The sequence below is a fragment of the Pseudoalteromonas sp. JC28 genome (assembly GCF_013319255.1).
Lineage (GTDB): Bacteria > Pseudomonadota > Gammaproteobacteria > Enterobacterales > Alteromonadaceae > Pseudoalteromonas.
Window position 1 is genome coordinate 151,230 of record NZ_QOKX01000009.1, and the last position, 19,072, is coordinate 170,301.

Sequence of the window (19,072 nt, forward strand, 5' to 3'; positions counted from 1 at the left end):
AGATACGTTATGTGGTTAAGTACTGCTTTTTTAATTTCACCCTTGATGATGTTGGCTGTAGCAACGGTTGTGGCGGTATTTKACTCGTTAATTCGAGGAGAATCATTATGATTAAAGACACAAGCGGACAAGATGAAGTGCTCCAAACTAGTAAATCCAAAAAGAAGCTTGGTCTTGTAATAGCGGGTGTTGTAATTATTGCAGCACTTACCGCACAGGTCGTGTTTGGTGGGCCAAATGCTAGTAGCTCCGTGGCCAAAGATAGAGTGCAAATTGCAGCCGTGACTTTCGGTGAGTTTACCCGCGATATTGCCGCCACAGGTTTTGTCGTTGCTGCAAATGCACCACAAATTTATAGTCCGGAGCAGGGTTATGTCTCTTTACAGGTCAAAGCGGGTGATAGCGTGACTCAAGGTGAAGTACTAGCCACGGTTAAAAGTCCAACTTTAACCAACCAGCTCCAACAAGAAGAAGCGGAGCTGCAAAGACTGAGTGGTGAGCTTGAAGGGAAAAAGTTAGATGTTAGACGTCAAAACTTGGCGTTAAATCGCTCCTTAAATCTCGCTCGCGTCGAACTATTAGCGGCAGATAGAGAAGACCGACGTGCTCAGTTGTCTATCCAAAAGAACCTCATCAGCCAAATTGATTTAGAAGAAGCGCAAGACGACCTAGCGCGGGCAAAATTAAACTTCAATCATGCAGAGCAAGAAGTTGCGCTAGGCAAAGATACCTTGGCCTTTGAACTTAAATCTGTTGAGAATCAGCTTGAGCGGCAACGTTTAATCGTTGAAGAATTAAAACGTCAAGTTGCAAGCTTAGATGTGATTGCGCCGGTTTCAGGCATAGTCGGTAATTTATTAGTCGATCAAAATGCGCTGGTTAATGCCAATCAGGGGTTGATGAAACTCGTTGACTTAAGTGCTTATGAAGCCGAGCTTCAAGTACCTGAAAGTTATGCGGCAGAGCTTGGGCTCGGGATGGCCGTCGAGCTCAGGATTGGCAACCAAAATATTTCTGGCGTGTTATCTGCGATTTCTCCAGAAGTAAATAACCGTGAAGTCACCACTCGAGTACGTTTTTCGGACGAAAACATTGATGGCATTAGACAAAATCAACGTTTGTCTGCTCGAATTTTACTAGAACACAAAGAAAACACCTTAATGGTTAAACGTGGTGCTTTTATGAGTGAAGGTGGGCACATCGCTTACAAACTAAGTGGTGATATCGCTGAGCGAATTGAGATCACTACCGGTACCTCAAGCATCAGTGAAGTTGAAGTGCTTAATGGCTTAAAGCAAGGCGATCAAATCATCATCAGTAGTTACGACGCATTCGAACGTGCGCCCAGCATCTTATTAAGATAAGAAGGAAAATAATAATGTTAATTATGAATAATATCGGCAAAGTATACCAAACTGATATGGTGCAAACACACGCACTCAGAGATTTTAACCTGCAAGTAAATGAAGGAGAGTTTATCGCGGTAACAGGCCCTTCAGGCTCAGGTAAAACAACCTTCTTAAATATTGCTGGGATGCTAGAAGGGTACTCTAGTGGTCAATATATGCTAGATGGAATTGATGTTGGTAAGCTTAATGACAACCAAAGAGCTGATCTGCGAAACCAAAAAATCGGCTTTATTTTTCAAGGTTTTAACCTTATCCCAGATTTAAACTTGTACGAAAATGTTGAAGTGCCACTACGTTATCGTGGTATCAAGGCGGCTGAGCGCAAGCGCAGAATTGAAAACTGTCTAGAGCAAGTTGGCCTTGCTGGCCGTGCAAAACATTTGCCACAACAGTTGTCCGGTGGACAGCAGCAGCGTGTGGCTATTGCAAGAGCGCTTGCTGGTGAGCCACGCTTTTTACTAGCCGATGAACCAACGGGGAATTTAGATAGTTTAATGGCGCGTCAGGTGATGGAATTACTAGAACAAATTAACCGTGACGGCGCAACGATAGTAATGGTTACCCATGATCCTGAGCTTGCAAGGCGTACACCAAGAAACATCCAGATTGTAGATGGACAGGTTGCGGATTTTACTTTGTATCAAGGTAAAGGTGCGGCTTCACAAGCGTTGAAATCTCAGGTGGGAGCGTAAGTTATGTTTGCCCATTACCTTGATTTAGCCTGGCGTAGCCTAAAAGCCACGCCGCTTGCGACTAGCCTAATGGCGCTGGCCATTGCCATTGGCATTGGCGTCACTATGGTGAGTTTGTCTGTGTATCACATGATGTCCGCCGATCCAATTCCAAGCAAAAGTAGTAAACTCTATGCTGTACAGCTACAAGTGATGGATGAGGGACAAACCTATCATTCAGCTGATGATATTCCCTTTCAGCTGACATTTTTAGATGCGAAAAACCTTTATCAAACGCTAAACATCGACAAAAAAGTCGCGATGTTTAAATCTGGTTTTGCAGTTCATGTAAACAATCCTGAAGTGAGCCCCATGTTGCAAACGACACGGCTAATAACCCGAGAGTTTTTCGCCATGTTTGAGTTGAATTTTTTGTATGGTGGAGTGTGGAGTCAAAGCCAAGCAGACAATGCTGCACCAGTTACTGTTATTGACGAAACTATCGCACAAAAGTTATTTGGCCGCAGTGATGTGGTGGGAGAAAGTATTTATTTAGCGCAGCGAAGATATCAAGTAGTAGGGGTAACTAAGGAGTGGCAGCCAAACGTCAAAATGTATGACTTAAACAATGGCGCGTTTGCTGATGCCGAGCGTATCTTCATTCCCTTCAGTCATGCGGCAGCTTATGAGATTGATACTTGGGGAAATACAAATGGTTGGAAGAGGGAAGAGATTAACAACTTCACGGACAAAATGAATTCAGAAATGCTTTGGACTCAGTTTTGGGTTGAATTAGAGAACGAAAAAGAACAACAAGCGTTAGCAACACAACTGGATAATTACATCCAAACCCAACAAGATTTGGGAAGATTTAACCGTAAAACACGAGAGTTTTCACTTCGAAATGTCACTGAATGGCTTGAGTACAATAATGTGGTTAGTGAAGATAACAAAGTCATGATTGGTTTAAGTTTTATGTTCCTTGCCGTTTGCTTAGCCAATATTCTCGGATTGTTACTAGCGAAATTTCTTAAACGTGCCCCTGATGTTGGCGTAAGAAGAGCGCTTGGCGCAAGTAAAACGCAAGTGTTTTACCAACACTTAGTTGAAGTGGCGTTGCTTGGTTTTATGGGGGGAGTGATAGGGATAGTTTTTGCTCAGCTTGGCTTATGGGGGATCCGCAAAACTAGCCATGTATACGAAAGTCTTGCAACGATGGATGTCTCTATGCTGTTAGCAGCGCCGAGCATCGCTATTGTGACTTGTATTCTTGCAGGGCTTTACCCAGCTTGGATAGTGTGTAAAACATCACCTGCTACTTATCTAAAAGTGCAATAAGGCAATAAGGAGAGTCCCATGTTGGAATTAAAACCCATTATCAATGCGTTATTGCGCTCTAAAGTTGGTGCCGTACTTGCCATCCTACAACTTGCCTTGACGTTGGCAATTGTCAGCAATTCGCTGTCCATTATTAGTGAGCGCGTCAGCTATCTCAACAAGCCAACTGGCTACCCAGAAGAGTCGATAATCACCTTCAGTGTCATGTCGTTTGACGACAAGGTAGATGCAAACCAGCAGCTTATCATTGATGAGAGAATACTAAAAAGTATCCCAGGTGTTATAGAAGCTGTGGGAGTGAGTTCGGTTCCGCTTTCAGGAGGAGGTAGCAATTCGGGATTCAGCTTAACCTCAGAAGACGATGGTAAACATACAAACTCGGGGCATTTATACGCCAATGAACAAGTGATCCGTACCTTGGGCGTAAAATTGATAGAAGGCCGTGATTTCACATCTGGTGATGTCCTGATCTCAAGTGAATACGCTAAGCAACCAGATGTTGTTATTGCCAGTAAGGCGTTTACGGACGAGATATTTGGTGAGGGTAAAGGATTGGGAGAAACGATTTATTATGGTGGCGGCCCGTTAAAAGTAGTGGGGATTGTTGAGCGTATGACTAATGCTTGGCCGCGTTTTAGAAATGCTGATCGCTTAATTATTTTTCCCATGGTCAATGCGAATGGATTTCAAGATTTCTTAGTTCGCACAGATCCGAGTTTGCGTGGCGAAGTAATGAAAAAAATAGAGTCGGTGCTGCTTCAAGAAAATCCAGATAGAGTGATCACCAATATGAAAGGACTTGATGAAGTAAAGGAAAGGTACAACTCTAAAGACATATTGATGCTAAGAATGTTGCTAGTGCTAATCACAGCATTAGTCGTCGTGACGGCGCTGGGAATATTTGGTCTTACTCAGTTTAATATTAGTAAACGCACTAAACAGATTGGTACTCGCAGAGCTTTGGGGGCGCGTAAGTCTGCAATTGTTCGTTACTTTGTGGTAGAAAACCTCATTGTTTGTGCAATTGGCTTAGTACTTGGCACAGTGGCTACGGTTTTCCTAGGACAAAAGCTAATGTCTTTGTATTCAGTGCCACCGCTAGAAGTAAGCTATATTTTGATAACGGCGCTTGGGCTTATCGTGCTCTGTATCGCGTCAGTTATTTTTCCTGCTAAGAAGGCGGCGAACATTTCACCGAGTATCGCAACAAGAAGTGTATAACCCTTATACCAACTAGGTTGTGTGAGCAACCTAGTTGGTATTACTTTAACTTGCCTTGTATTAGTTGTGCTAGTATAGGTAAGTGGCAATATGTAATAACAAGAATAAAATCATATGGATAAAATCTTAATTGTGGATGATAACCCTGCGGTGCTTGATGCACTGTCATTGTTACTAGAGCTGCATGATTATCAAGTAGTTACCGCGTGCTCACCGTTAGAAGCAATTAAAGTGGTATCGTTTCAGCAAATTGCACTAGTTATCCAAGATATGAACTTTAGTGCAGACACCACCTCAGGAGAGGAGGGGGCTGCGCTTTTTCACCAATTAAAAGCACTAAATGCAAAACTCCCTATTATCTTATTAACGGCTTGGACTGAGCTCACCATGGCGGTTGAGTTGGTAAAAGCTGGAGCGGCAGACTATCTAGCCAAGCCGTGGGACGACCAAAAGTTACTCACCACAATCGCAAATCTCGTCGCGCTTGGTGAGGCACATAAGCAAGTTGCAAACTTTGAACGGGCTGAACAAGAACGCCAACAGTTTAATCAAGGCGCGGATTTATGCGGGTTTGTGTATAAATCGGTGGCCATGCAGCGAGTTATAGATATGGCGCTGCAAGTCGCCAAATCAGATGTGTCGGTGTTAATAACCGGTCCAAATGGTAGCGGTAAAGAAAAAATTGCGGAGATCATTCAAGCGAATTCACCACTAAAAAACCAACCGTTTGTCAAAGTGAATGCAGGCGCGCTCCCAAGTGACTTAATCGAAGCTGAGCTATTTGGTGCTGAGAGCGGTGCTTATACCGGTGCGAATAAGCAGCGTATTGGTCGCTTTGAAGCCGCTGATAAAGGCACGTTATTTTTGGATGAGATTGGTAATTTACCTCTCCCAGGGCAAACAAAATTGCTACGTGTTTTGCAAAGTGGCGAATTTGAGAGGCTGGGTTCAGTCGAGACAAAAAAAGTATCGGTCCGTGTCATCTCAGCAACAAACGCGGATCTGCTAGCGGATATTCGAGGGGGGAAATTCCGTGAGGATCTATATTATCGCTTAAATGTCATCGAGCTAAACCTACCCGCGTTGTCACAGCGAGTGGATGATATTTTACCTTTGGTCGCGCATTTTTTACCCGCAAGAGGGCTTACTTCGGATGCCCAGCAAGCATTATGTGAACACCCTTGGCCTGGTAACGTACGGGAGCTTGAAAATGCCTGTAAACGGGCGGCAGTATTGAATCCAGATGGCGAGCTCAGTGCCAAGGATTTTGGTCTTGATGTGCAGGCAAATACAGCACAAGTTAGCGCCTCGCATACCACACGAGAACCCAGTAAAGAAGAATTGGAGCAGGCGCTCAAGACTCATCTCGGTGTGATTGCGAAAGTGGCGCGACATTTTAACATGAGTAGACAAGCGCTTTATCGTCGCTTGCAAAAGTTTGGCATTGAATATTAAGGACAATAATGACGACATCGCAGCAACATGCATTGATCATTGCCATCAGTATTATTATTGGCCTTATTCCTTTATGGTTTTTACTCGATGATCACAGCGGTTTCATTGTAATAGTACTGGGCTCCGTCAGTGTTGCGCTTGTGCTGTATAAACTATTTATGCGTGAAAACAAAGCGGGGTGGGAGGCATTAGAAGTCGGCTTGATGAACTTTAAAGATGGCGAATTTTCTACGTCAATCACCTATAACGCTAACAATGAGCTCGGTAGGTTGTGTCAATTATTCAATGAAACGGCAAAACAGTTAAGAGATGAAAAACAATGGATTTATCAGCGTGAGTTGATGCTAGATAAAGTGCTTGAGTCGTCACCTCAGGTACTTGTCCTTGTCGACTCACAAGATGTGGTGGTATTTGCTAACAATAGTGCAAAAACGTTTTTTAACTGTGAGCACCGCCTTGAGGGTGAGCGTTTTAGTAAATTGTTATCCGAAGTCCCCGATGAACTTCAGCAAGCAGCAAGCAACCAACTTGATGGCTTGTTCTCAATACAAAGTAGCATTGGAGAGTCGCAAATGTGGCATCTCGCCAACGGTGAGTTATTACTCAACAACCACTTTCACAAATTATATATTTTTAAGCAATTCACTCGAGAGTTGAGCCGCCAAGAAGTGCAAGTTTGGAAGAAAGTGATCCGCATCATTAGCCATGAGTTAAACAACTCGTTAGGGCCTATTTCATCTATGCTGCACAGCGGGCAGATCTTGGCTGAACGCGTGGATGAACCTAGACTAAGTCGAGTCTTTGCGACGATAGAAGAGCGTATTGTGCATCTTAGCGAGTTTGTTCAGGGCTATGGTAAGTTTGCTAAACTTCCTCTGCCAAACATTGAACCTGTGAATTTGCAGGTTTTGTGTGCGCGACTGCAAAGCCATTGGTCATTCCAGTATCAGCTTAATCAAATGCAATTACAGGCAGACACGACACAGTTAGAACAGTTACTCATTAATTTAATTAAGAATGCAATCGAGTCTGGCTCAAAGATAGAGGAAATCCGCGTTCAATCAGAGCAGCGTAACGACGAGGTTTATATTTGGGTGCTCGATAGAGGTGAAGGCATGAGTGACACTGTGATGGCCAACGCCTTAATTCCATTTTACTCTACTAAAGCGTCAGGAACAGGGCTTGGTTTAGCGCTGTGCAGAGAAATTGTTGAAGCACACAACGGCCAGATCAGCCTCTATAATCGCGAAGGTAAAGGCTTGTGCGTCGAAATTCGGTTACCGAACAAATTATCCTGAGTTTAACTCAGGATAATTAACTTAAGACTGAGCTCATCAATTATTTTGGTGGATCAATCGAATGATTAATGCTGGTGTTAACCCTAAACCACCCTGCAATTGAATAGCGCTTTTCGTTGGCAACCAGTACTTCATGAGGAAATTCATCACTTAAAAAGGTAACTAGTGTGCCATAACTTGGCAGTACCGTTGTGAGTATCTCGTCGTGATTATCGGGATTATAAACAACTAGTTCGCCGCCATTGTCTGACGCCCATGACTGATTTAAGTACAATACCGTGGTCAAAATACGGTTGGTTCTTCCCTTAAAGGCGTCAATATGCTTTTTGTAAAACGCCCCTGGAGGGTAAATGGCAAAGTGGCTTTCATAGCTAAATAGTCCCATAAACAGTCGTCTGTTCAAATAGGCTTTTAGCTCGCCCATGTAGTTGAGCCAAACAGATTCCAACTCATTGCTGCTATCTAGCCAGTGAATTTTATCTCTGCGAATTTTTTTATTTTGCTCGTGAGAGGCTAAACGACCAATGCCAGCTTGCTTAAAATCATCATTGCTTAGCTCTGCTATTCTCAATTCCAACTTGGATAAAATATCGGGACTGACGAAATTTGGCAAAATACTAATACCTGTGGTTTGTAAGTCCTGAGCTAATTTCTCGAACGGAAATTCTAAGTCTAAATCTAACAATAGCGGCGCCTCTAAAAAAGGTCTTTTTACCGCTTTGTTTGGTACCGATCCAGCGAGTTAATTTCACCTTGTCGATAAGCAAATTTTGTTAATGATGTTTTCACTGGCGGCTTCGATTAAATCAAGCACATGTTCAAAGCCATGTTCACCGCCATAATAAGGATCAGGCACTTCGTGCTCACTCATGTCACCAAACGCTAAAAACAGCTGAACTTTATGAGCCAAACCGGTAGGACAAATAGAGAGTAGATCGCGGTAATTTGAGTTGTCTGCGCACAAAAGTAAGTCGTAATCTTCAAAATCGCTGGGTTTTACTTGCTGCGCTGATATGCCTGAAAAGTCGTACCCTCTTGCGCTGCCTGCCGTGACACTGCGTGGATCTGGAGGGTTACCTTGATGATAGCCAATGGTGCCAGCGGAATCGATATGGGTTGTTAACTCTGTTGCTGCGAGTTTGTGCTTTAATACCGCCTCCATAGTTGGAGAGCGGCAGATATTACCCATGCAGACGACTAAGATACTAGAAATTGCGCTCATATTGTTGTCCTTCAAGTACGCTTTTATACCAATAGTATTTATTCTCCAAGTCTACCGATTTTTTAATTCAGAGCAAAATATAAGATTCCGGCTAATACCAGTAGTATTCATTCACCCAGTCTAGCGATTTTTTTAGAGCAAAATATAAGGCGCCGGCTAATACCAACAGTATCAGGACGCCAAATTTAAGCCGTTAGTTTGGAAGGTTTTCGTGAGGGCCAAATACCTCATAGAAGATTTGCTCGGCTTTTACACCGGCATTCATCAGTTGGGTTTTGATAAAGCGCATAAAGGCAACCGGGCCGCATAGGTAGAACTCTCCGTCTGTTAGCGGCAAAGTATCTTTGATTACGTTGATATCCATCAGTCCGGAATGCGTACCGTCGGCTTCTGACTCCAACCAAGTAACCACATTAAAATCTCGGATATTGCTACCAAGCTCATTGATTTCTTGGTTGAAACCTAAGTCACTGTGAGTTTTATTCGCGTGTAAAAAGTGTGCTTCGACTTCAGGTGAATGTTGGCTATGAACACCAAGCATGCAAAGCATAGGGGTTATTCCAACCCCAGCGCTAATGTATACCTTTGGACTGGCTGTGTGTTGTCTGACAAAGTCTCCAGCTGGTGGAGTGAGCTTGAGGGTGTCGCCCGCCTTAAGTGTATGAAGATATTGCGATACGGCACCGTCGTGTTTAGTAGAGATCCTAAGGTACGAACCATTGGGCGCAGCAGACAAAGAGTATTGGCGGATCTGCTGAAACCCTACCACTTCTTTTGGTACAAAGACAGAAACAAATTGTCCAGCTTGGTAATGAGGCAAGGCTTTACCGTCGACAGGCTTGAGATAAAAGCTTTTAATATTTTCAGTATTGCTTATCACCTTTTCAATTGTAAATTCACGCGTTCCTTGCCACCCACCTTGCTGCTCAAGCGCGGTTTGGTACAGGCCATGCTCTGCGGTGATAAATAAATCGGCTAAAAACTGGTAGGCATTAAGCCAAGCTTGCTCTATTTCGTCTGTGAATTGCTCGCTGAACTCGGCTTTGAGCGTTGCAATTAAATGCCGGCCAACAATAGCGTATTGCTCAGGTAAAATCCCAAGGCTAACGTGCTTATGGTTGATACGTAAAATGGCGTCACTGAGCACTTCTGGTTGATCAATGTAATTGGCATAGGCCGCTAATGCTGCAAATAGTGCCAGCGGCTGTTTTCCCGAAGCCTGATGGGATTGGTTGAATACCCCTTTTAACTCTGGGTGTTGATTGAACATGCTATGATAAAACTTGGCGGTGATCTCGGGACCGACCTGAGCCAATAGCGGTGCACTTTGTTTTACCAACTCAATCGTATTTTGGGTAAGCATTAATATCTCCTGTTTGAGAGTAGAGTTAACCTATTCGCCCATCGACGCGTTTTTGTATCAGCATGGGCGCGAAGGTAATGGAAAAAAGCATAAAACCAAAAACCCAAGCCACGGCACTTAACAGCCATGCATTGTGCGGGTTTATAAAATGAATAAGGAATGCGCGGATAAGACCTGATACCGCGATACAGATAAATGCCAGTGTAGTTGTCGTGCCTACCTGTAATAGCCTGCCTGTGTGGCCCAAGGTAACGCGAGTCATCATGGCTAAGATCATTAATCCCATGCCATTAATTGCCACTAAGTGAAGATGGCTGCGCAAATGCTCTGGTGCAAAGGTGTTGTTGTATGCGCTAAGTATTAAACCCACTGCGATTGCACAATATGACAGGTACAGTGACCAAAGCAGTGGTACGTTAAATAATTTACCGTTAAACCAATAAATTGCTCTTATCGAATGCAGTAGCCCAAGGAGCAGAAGTGCAGCACTTAAATAGTGAGTATTTTGCATCGTAAACTGCAGGATATAGGTGAAAACGCAGATGATGGCGAGGTAAAAGATCGCCCTGTCTAACCTTGGAGTATGTGGCTTTTGTGCTTGCTGCAATCCTCGGGCAATAAAAAACGGAATAACGCGGCCACCCACTACACCAATCAATAACATGTAAGCAATTAGCGTTGCTTGGCTTGTAGCGCTTAGCAATAAGAAGTGTTGGTTGTGAAGTAAAATCAAAAATACGATGTTGCAGCCACACAACATACTTACAGCAAAAATAAAAACACGATTGTTTCTGGATTTTGCATCAACAATTACGGTCGTTAAATTGATTAGTACAATGAGCCAAAAACTCAGTTGTAGTAGCAAGGTGATGATGATTGATGAATTTGCCACAAAAAAGCTCAGCCTAGCGGCACACCAAATAATACAGAGTGACAGCAGTGCGCCACCATGTAATGTCTGTCTTTGTGTCCAATTTTTTGCAGCGGTTAGCAAAAATCCGGCGACGACAGCACCGCCAAAGCCAAATAGCATCTCGTGGGCGTGCCAATAGGTCGCTGGGTAATCATTACGCCAAACAACATTGCCATTGAGCAATAAAGCCCACACAGAAATACTCACGACAGCGAATAAGCCCGCGAGTAAAAATAGCGCTCTAAAGCCGAGCATCAACACGGGCCAAGTAGATGGTAAATACCAACACACTGCTTTTGGACTGGGCTCTTCTAGCTGGATTAAGCTCATTTACTTAACCTCCAAACCTAGGTGGTATAGACAGACAAGGCGGATGACGTAGGCAAGCTTAATCAAGGCGGCCAATACTATAGTACTAATATGTGCTGCAATTTGTGAGAAGAGGCTGAAGCTTTCAACGCTAAAAAAACTCACTTGCAGTGACAGCATAAACGCTGCGAGTGAAGTGAAAATGGCGATGTTGCTATATCTTAAAAGTTGGTATGCACGGCTCATCGTTAACTCTTCGAATGTTGATATATAGATTGCACATTGCAGGTGTCACGCCAACTTTAAAATGCTATATAAATCATTGTATTAGTATTTTATTATTGATGTTTGAGTCAAATTGACCTATCTTAATTAGTGTTTATTTGAATAAATTGAGTCTTTTTGACATGAATTCGTTAGCGCTCTCCAAATTGCTTGAGCTTAGTATGTCGTTATCACGACTTTCGTTGGCGCAAGAGGGTCGCGAGGTTAAGCGATACGCTAAGTCCTTGCTTTCAGCATTGAGTCAATCTGTTACCGCTGATGCCATCGCCATTCTTTATGGCGATCAGCATGCATTAACTATCCTAGCTTGCAATGGGTTGAGTGCGGACGCTGTTGGGCGGCAATTTTTGCTTACAGAGCAACCTAGATTGATGTCCATTTTCGAGTCTGACGAACTAGTTAGTTTTCCTGCCAATAGCGACTTACCTGACCCTTACGATGGTCTGTTGCTCGCCGAAGAAAGTCGCTTACCAGTGCATGCCTGCATGGGATTTAAGGTCGCGCTGCAAAGTAGCATCTTATTGGTGACGTTTGATTGTCTTAAACCGGATAGCTTTGAGCACTTGTCTGAGGTTTATATGAAAACCCTACAAGCAATTGTCTCAAGTAGTGCATTACGTATGTTTGAGGCTGAGCGCCTCTATGAGCAAGCACGTGCATCTACACTTACCCAATCTCAAAAGTCCGTTAAAAAGCAAATTTTAGTAGGAGAGAGTGCGGTGATGCACTCGCTTAAATCAGAAATTGAACTGGTTGCTGGTTCTGAATTTAATGTGCTTATTCAAGGTGATACGGGAACGGGTAAAGAATTGGTAGCAAAACACGTACATTTTAATTCCCAACGAAATGACAAACCGTTTATACAAATTAACTGTGCGGCGCTTCCTGACTCGATAGCAGAAAGTGAACTCTTTGGTCACAAAAAAGGGGCGTTTACTGGGGCCGATAAAGACCGGTTAGGCAAGTTTGCAGCCGCGGACGGCGGCACGCTGTTTTTGGATGAAGTTGGCGAACTGAGTTTGACTTTACAGAGCAAACTATTACGTGTGCTGCAAAGCGGTGAGGTGCAAGCGGTAGGTGCTGACCGCATTCATATTGTGGATGTTAGAGTGGTTGCTGCCACTAATCGTGATTTAAAAGAAGAGGTGAGGCGCGGAAAATTTAGGGCTGATCTTTATCATCGCTTGAGTGTGTATCCTTTATTTGTTCCTCCACTGCTCGAAAGGCTAGATGACATCCCGCTGCTGGTTGGGTTCTTTTTAGAGCAGCTAAGAGGCACGCTCAACGCAAAACAAGTGGTGATGGATAGGCAAGCACTCAGCCGATTAATGCATTACGACTGGCCGGGTAATGTCAGAGAGCTTGAACATTGTGTCAGTCGTGCAGCGTTAAAAGCTAAGCATCAACAGTGGCAGGCTAATATCATTGAGATCCATGACATAGACATCGCGCCAAAACACCATCAACAAATTCAGCAGGCTGAGTGCATTACCACGCAAGAGAAAACACCTCCTGTCGCCATGAAATTCGCCGTCGAGCTACTACAAAAAGACATGATCGTTAACGCGATGGAACGTCATGGGTTTAATTGGTCGGCAGCTGCGAGAGAGCTGGAAATGGATAGAGCAAATTTAGTTCGACTAGCAAAGCGTTTAGGGTTAGATGTTAAAAAGCAGATGAGTTAAGCAGCCGGAGCTGCTTTTATAAATCTCAATAACTTAGCAAGTTTTTTATTCTGAGTTTTGATTGAATACAAGCCGTTCAAAAAATGAAACCCTAAATGTAATGAAAATTGTTATTAATACTCTTATAAGTTGTTTATTTTAAAAGGGTATATTAAGAAAACTGTTATTTTTATTTAATCTTGCGAAGAATAAATATTGAACTAGGGTTATAGGGCGTCACTCGACATTATTAGGGGGCCCTATGCAGGGTAATAAGCAAGTCATAACAGCGCTAAATCAAGTGCTTACGCTAGAGTTAACATCAATAAACCAGTTCTTTCTACACGCAAGAATGTACAAAAATTGGGGGCTTGAAGAGCTAAACGAGAAAGCGTATAAAAAATCTATCAAGGATATGAAGCAAGCTGATGATCTTATCGAGCGCATATTATTCCTTGAAGGGTTACCAAACCTCCAGCATTTAGAAAAGCTACGAATAGGTGAGCACACCGAAGAAATGATGGCGTGCGACTTAGCATTTCAACTCGATCAGCTTCCGACATTGCGCGATGCAATTGCGCTGTGTGAACACGAACAGGATTATGTTAGTCGAGAGCTACTAGAAGATATTCTTGAATATGAAGAGGGCTATGTGGATTGGCTCGAAACGCAGCATTTCTTAATCAAAAATACCGGCATTGAAAACTATCTGCAATCGCAGATTGAGGGGTAAGTTATGCAAGGCAATTCTACCGTTATCGACTTACTCAATAAGCAACTTACGCTTGAGCTTTCTTCGATGGATCAATATTTGGCGCATGCCAAAATGTATGAAGATTGGGGACTGGAGAAGCTACACCATAAGTTATCTCACGAATACGAAGAAGAGCTCGATCACGCTAAGCGGATCACGGAGCGCATTTTGTTTTTGGAAGGCACGCCAGATACCGCTTCTCGTGCGCCGATCCACGTCGGTACTGACGTGAAAGAAATGCTAGAAAATGATTTGGCTGCGGAAATTCTGGTAAAAGATCATTTGAAAAAGGTGATAGCAGTGTGTGAGCAAGCGCAAGATTATGTTACTCGTGAAATGCTCGAAACCCTGTTAGATGACACCGAAATGGATCACATTTATTGGCTTGAACAGCATATCAATTTAATCAAACTAATTGGTTTACCAAACTACATTCAGAGCCAACTTGCTAATGGCCCTGAATGATCCCAACCACCGCACCTACCTTTGGGTGCGGTTTCTTTGTCTGCCATGCATTGTCTTGGTGATTTATAACGAGCAAGGTATTCGCTACAAAATTAAGCAATCACAATGATTTGAACTAAAGTTTAGTTATGTGTTGGGTGATTAGTAATACGATGAGAATATTATTACTGTTTTTCTGCCTCCTGAGCTCGGTTTGTCTCGCCGCAAACTCCAAGCAAGTGTTTCGTATTTATCATGACGCTGATTATTCTAATTTAAATGAGTCAGCCGAAGCGATAAAAATGGGATTTCTAACCGCATTAGATGAAGTAGATAATCAAATCCAAGGTTATAAGGTTGAATTGGTGGCCAAAGACCATCGTGGTAATAGTAATCGTAGTTTGCTTCACTTTAAGCAATTTTTAAAAGACCCGAATGCCTTACTCGTGCTTGGTGGTGTTCATTCTCCTCCTTATATTAAATTTCGTAAATTTATCAATGAGAGTGAAGCGCTGCTGTTGGTTCCTTGGGCCGCTGGTGGGCCAATTACAAGATACCCGAGTAAGGATAATTGGATTTTTAGGCTTTCTGTGGATGACACCAAAGCGGGTAAAGTACTCATCAATTATGCAAAGCAACAAGGTTGTGTTGCACCTCATTTACTCCTTGAGGATACCGCATGGGGGCGCTCTAATTACGACACATTGCTAGCGGAATATAAAACAGCCAAGCCTAACAACGCGCTGCCTGTATCTTGGTTTAACTGGGCGACACAAGAAAATGAGGCTCGGATCATGATCCATAATATTATTGAAAGTGAGCCGCAATGTATCATTTTTGTTGGCAATGCGATTGAGGGCGCAGAGTTCGTAAAAGCCATGGCGAGTATTGACGAGGCGCAGCGCCTGCCCATTATTAGTCATTGGGGGGTAACTGCGGGTAACTTTTTTAAAGTGGTTGGGGATAAGTTATCTGCTGACGTCTCATTGGCGGTCCTACAAAGCTGTTTTTCTTTTGAGAATAAACCATTAAGTATGTTTTCGGCACGAGTATTTAATCGTGCAAAACAGCTTTTCCCAACCCGGTTTGCAACGCATGGATTTGTTCAAGCAGCTCCCGGATTTATCCATGGCTATGACATTGCCAAGCTTCTTATTGCAGCAGCGGAGCAGATAAAACTGACAGATTCAGTCGCGACCAACAGAGTCTTATTAAAAAGCGCATTTGAGGATTTGCAATCGCCGGTCAGCGGCCTAGTAAAAATGTATCAACGGCCTTTTAGTGTCTGGAGTGATAAAAATGATTCAGCCCATGAAGCGCTAACCGTGCAAGACTTGTGTATGGGGCAATACCAGTCTAATGGCAGTATTAAACTAGTTTATAGTTACCCGGGGTCGCATTGAAAACTAAATTCACCTTAACGAGTAATCGCGCTTTTTACACCTTTTTAGGGTTAACGGCTATTGTTTCACTTCTGCTCAGTGCACTTTTTGTTGGGCTGAGATCAAATGTCATTGTCGAAGACTTAGTGAGAGAAACGAATGAAACCCAAGCTCAACTCGCAGTTAACAACTTAACTCAGTATCTTGAGAGCCGTAAGCAGATCCTCTCTGATCTTTCTCTACATCCTATTATCGTAAATGGTGCGATGGGTACAGGGCTCTCCGCTGCTAAGTTACGAGACTTTATGCGCAGTTTTCAAATTATAGGTAGAGAAGAAAAGTTAATGGTGATCAATGTATTGGGCGATGTTGTTTACGCAAACTTTGATTCTCATGAAGTGTTAGACCAAAAACCAAAGTGGCTCGATAAAGTGATCAATGCAGAGTTGGTCAGTGCGATAGATCTCACTCAGGTTGGCAACCTGCACTATTTCACAATAGCAGTACCGATTTACTATAACGGCTTTGCTGAGGGAGCACTTATTGGCGAATTTTCTACGAGTTTAGAGAGTCTGCTTAGCTCCTCATCATCCACATCTTTTCATAGCATTGGTTTAAAAGGCAGGTGGATTAACTTTTCTAACACCCAAAAAGTTGAAACTTACTTTAGTGTAAGCAGTCTCGATGTTGGCTCCACCGATTTAGTATTAGACTATCGAGTAGAGAAAAGTCAGGTCACTGACGAAGTGAAAATATTTGTGTGGGATCTTATTGGTGCTATTGCTTTTGGGCTATTCCTATCATTTGGCTTGCTCTATTTGTTTGGTAAGCAACTTCTGTTAAATCCATTCAAAAAACTAGAAGAATCGAGGACAACACTCAAACGCAGTGAAGAGCGATTTAAACTTGCAATATTTGGTAGCGATGATGGCCTTTGGGACTGGGATCTTGAGCGGAATGCGGTGTTTTATTCAGATAGATTTAAATCTTTACTAGGCTTTTCGCAAGAGACACAAGCTTTATTCTCTGCGCATATTTCTAGTTTATTTGACCGAGTCCACCCTGCAGATCTCCCCAATTTAGAAAACTCAATTAAGTTTCATATGACGGAAGAAGAGCCTTTTGGTGTCGAGTGTAGAATAAAAACGAGGCAAAACAGCTATCGCTATTTTTGGCTAAAAGGTGCCGCGGCGCTTAAAGATGGACAAGCGAAGCGGATAGTTGGCTCACTTTCAGATATTACCGATCAAAAGCTTCATCAAGAAGCGCTGAAAAAGGCCAAGGAACAAAATGATTTACTCGCTCAAGCAATAGAGTGCGCAAATGTCGGCATAACGATTGTTGACGCGACTAAGCCTGAATTGCCAATCGTATTTGCGAATAAAACATTTCAACAAATCACCGAATATGGTGATGAAGTACTGGGTAAAAATTGTCGCTTTTTGCAAGGTGAACATACCCAGCAGCAAGCGTTAGAGGAAATCAGGGAAGCAATAATAGCTCACGAATTCGTCAAAGTTGAATTGATCAATTACACCAAATCTGGAAAGGCATTTTGGAATAGTTTACAGATCTCTCCGGTGTTCAACGAACAAAATCAATTAACGGCATTCGTTGGCATCCAACAGGATATTACCGCTGCGGTTGAAGCGAAAAAAGAGCTAGAACAAGCGAAGCAAGCGGCGGAGCAGGGCGCGCAAGCTAAAAGCGAGTTTTTGGCGTCAATGAGCCATGAGATCCGCACGCCAATGAATGGTGTAATAGGCATGTTAAGTCTGCTAGAAGATGAGCACCTTACTCAAACTCAACTACATAAAGTGAGTCTAGCAATGGGGAGTGCCAAGTCGTTATTAAATCTCATCAACGATATTTTAGATTTTTCTAAAATTGAGGCGGGTAAGCTTGAACTTGAGTCACTAGATTTCGATGTTAGGGCATTACTTGGCGAATTGATTGAATCCGTTGCGTTGCAAGCACAGAAAAAGGGACTTGAACTTATTCTAGATGTAACCCAACTTGAAAAGCCATTGGTGCAGGGGGACCCGAGCCGTATTCGACAAATAATCACCAACCTAATTAGTAATGCAATCAAGTTTACCGAGCAAGGCGAGATCATCATCCGAGCTTGGTTCAGTGAGGTAGGCAATAAACTGAGATTTCATTGCTCAGTTGAAGATACCGGCATAGGGATACCAGAGGACAAAGCAGATAGGCTTTTTGCTAAATTCTCTCAAGTTGATGCCTCTACGACTAGAAAGTATGGAGGGACTGGACTGGGGCTTGCCATTGTCAGACAACTCTGTGAATTAATGGATGGCGATATCGCCGTTAGTAGTCGGTTTGGACATGGTAGCCAATTTGAATTTTTCGTGACTTTGATCCATGGCGATAATACTCAATTCGAAGCTGCAAAAATTGATTTACAAGGGATAAAAATACTCCTAGTTGACGATAACCTCTCAGCCTTGACGAGTTTGGAATCTCAATTGAGGCACTGGGGGGCGGATGTGTATAAAGCCAGCTCTGGAATACAAGCACTCTCGCTGTGTGAAGCTGAATACCAACGTGATAAAAATGTGTTTGATATCGCCTTACTGGATATGACGCTTAGAGGCATGTCGGGTGAGCAGCTCGGCGCTGCACTAAAAAATGATAAGCGATTCAAAGCGATAAAACTTATCATGATGACGCAAATGGGTACTAAGGGGGATGGCCAGTTTTACGCGGAGCGTGGCTATTCAGGCTATTTTCCAAAGCCCGTGACAACCAAAGACCTTTTTGATGCGTTAACCATTTTAGCTGAAGATGGCAAGGCGCTGGCGAATGCGAAACCACTGGTTACGAGTCACTATCTGAAACTGGTAAGAAAGGCGAACGAAACCGAATTTACGTGGCCAAAACCTTGTCGTATTCTACTGGTTGAGGATAATAAGGTGAACCAAGTTGTCGCATTAAGTATGCTCAAAAAATTGGGGATAACCCATATTGAAGTTGCCGAAAACGGACTGCTTGCCATTGAACTGCTCAAGTCACATCAAGATGAATGTCAATTTGAGCTAATCTTAATGGATTGTCAGATGCCTGAAATGGATGGCTATCGGACTACCGAGTTAATCCGAGACGGAGCCGCAGGTGAGAGTTATCAGGGAGTAAAAATATTAGCCATGACAGCCAATGCAATGTCCGGTGATAGAGAGAAGTGTTTAAATGCAGGCATGAACGATTACCTCACGAAGCCCATTTCGGAAGAGCCATTGAGCGAGAAACTACAATATTGGCTATACAAAAGCGAATATGCTTCCACAGACGATACAGAAGAAACGACTTAAGGGGGTAACTGAAGC

At 43.1% G+C, this 19,072-nt stretch carries 15 protein-coding genes; 11 read left to right on the plus strand and 4 right to left on the minus strand.

The window, feature by feature from the left end:
• Positions 1-107 precede the first annotated feature (107 nt).
• The 6 genes from DS891_RS19755 to DS891_RS19780 all read left to right on the plus strand — a co-directional run bounded on the left by DS891_RS19755 (position 108) and on the right by DS891_RS19780 (position 7,392).
• Positions 108-1,364 carry an efflux RND transporter periplasmic adaptor subunit gene (locus DS891_RS19755; protein ID WP_174170710.1) on the plus strand — a complete coding sequence of 419 codons (1,257 nt, stop codon included), beginning with the start codon at positions 108-110 and terminating at the stop codon, positions 1,362-1,364.
• Between the two features lie 14 nt (positions 1,365-1,378).
• The gene (locus DS891_RS19760) at positions 1,379-2,101 is read left to right on the plus strand and encodes an ABC transporter ATP-binding protein (protein ID WP_010607521.1); all 723 of its coding nucleotides are present in this window, start codon (positions 1,379-1,381) and stop codon (positions 2,099-2,101) included.
• 3 nt (positions 2,102-2,104) lie between these two features.
• Positions 2,105-3,418 (plus strand): ABC transporter permease, encoded by a 1,314-nt coding sequence (locus DS891_RS19765; RefSeq protein WP_130165325.1) that lies wholly within the window; start codon positions 2,105-2,107, stop codon positions 3,416-3,418.
• Positions 3,419-3,436: 18 nt separating this feature from the next.
• Entirely contained in the window at positions 3,437-4,639 is a 1,203-nt protein-coding gene (locus DS891_RS19770) for an ABC transporter permease (RefSeq protein ID WP_174170711.1), read from the plus strand.
• A 114-nt stretch (positions 4,640-4,753) separates the two neighbouring features.
• Positions 4,754-6,094 (plus strand): sigma-54 dependent transcriptional regulator, encoded by a 1,341-nt coding sequence (locus DS891_RS19775; protein ID WP_174170712.1) that lies wholly within the window; start codon positions 4,754-4,756, stop codon positions 6,092-6,094.
• A gap of 8 nt (positions 6,095-6,102) precedes the next feature.
• Positions 6,103-7,392 (plus strand): PAS domain-containing sensor histidine kinase, encoded by a 1,290-nt coding sequence (locus tag DS891_RS19780; protein WP_174170713.1) that lies wholly within the window; start codon positions 6,103-6,105, stop codon positions 7,390-7,392.
• Positions 7,393-7,432: 40 nt separating this feature from the next.
• Here the strand turns inward: DS891_RS19780 and DS891_RS19785 are convergent, their stop codons facing one another.
• From DS891_RS19785 to DS891_RS19800, 4 genes are all read right to left on the minus strand, one after another.
• Positions 7,433-8,077, minus strand: coding sequence for a 2OG-Fe(II) oxygenase (locus DS891_RS19785; protein ID WP_174170714.1), 645 nt, complete (start codon positions 8,075-8,077; stop codon positions 7,433-7,435).
• A gap of 63 nt (positions 8,078-8,140) precedes the next feature.
• Positions 8,141-8,614, minus strand: coding sequence for a low molecular weight protein-tyrosine-phosphatase (locus tag DS891_RS19790; RefSeq protein WP_174170715.1), 474 nt, complete (start codon positions 8,612-8,614; stop codon positions 8,141-8,143).
• Positions 8,615-8,807: 193 nt separating this feature from the next.
• Positions 8,808-9,977, minus strand: coding sequence for an NO-inducible flavohemoprotein (hmpA, locus tag DS891_RS19795; RefSeq protein WP_174170716.1), 1,170 nt, complete (start codon positions 9,975-9,977; stop codon positions 8,808-8,810).
• A gap of 25 nt (positions 9,978-10,002) precedes the next feature.
• Entirely contained in the window at positions 10,003-11,220 is a 1,218-nt protein-coding gene (locus DS891_RS19800; protein ID WP_174170717.1) for an NnrS family protein, read from the minus strand.
• A 386-nt stretch (positions 11,221-11,606) separates the two neighbouring features.
• On the opposite strand from DS891_RS19800, the gene norR reads away from it, so the two are divergent.
• The 5 genes from norR (at position 11,607) to DS891_RS19825 (ending at position 19,057) form a co-directional block, all read left to right on the plus strand.
• Entirely contained in the window at positions 11,607-13,169 is a 1,563-nt protein-coding gene (norR, locus tag DS891_RS19805; RefSeq protein WP_174170718.1) for a nitric oxide reductase transcriptional regulator NorR, read from the plus strand.
• Positions 13,170-13,410: 241 nt separating this feature from the next.
• Positions 13,411-13,881: a bacterioferritin gene (gene bfr / locus DS891_RS19810; protein WP_010374801.1), complete on the plus strand. Its 471-nt coding sequence runs from the start codon at positions 13,411-13,413 to the stop codon at positions 13,879-13,881.
• Positions 13,882-13,884: 3 nt separating this feature from the next.
• Positions 13,885-14,367: a bacterioferritin gene (bfr, locus tag DS891_RS19815; RefSeq protein WP_174170719.1), complete on the plus strand. Its 483-nt coding sequence runs from the start codon at positions 13,885-13,887 to the stop codon at positions 14,365-14,367.
• Positions 14,368-14,519: 152 nt separating this feature from the next.
• Positions 14,520-15,749, plus strand: coding sequence for an ABC transporter substrate-binding protein (locus tag DS891_RS19820; RefSeq protein ID WP_174170720.1), 1,230 nt, complete (start codon positions 14,520-14,522; stop codon positions 15,747-15,749).
• Positions 15,746-19,057 (plus strand): response regulator, encoded by a 3,312-nt coding sequence (locus tag DS891_RS19825; protein WP_174170721.1) that lies wholly within the window; start codon positions 15,746-15,748, stop codon positions 19,055-19,057. Before DS891_RS19820 ends, DS891_RS19825 begins: the two co-directional genes overlap by 4 nt.
• Positions 19,058-19,072: the final 15 nt, after the last annotated feature.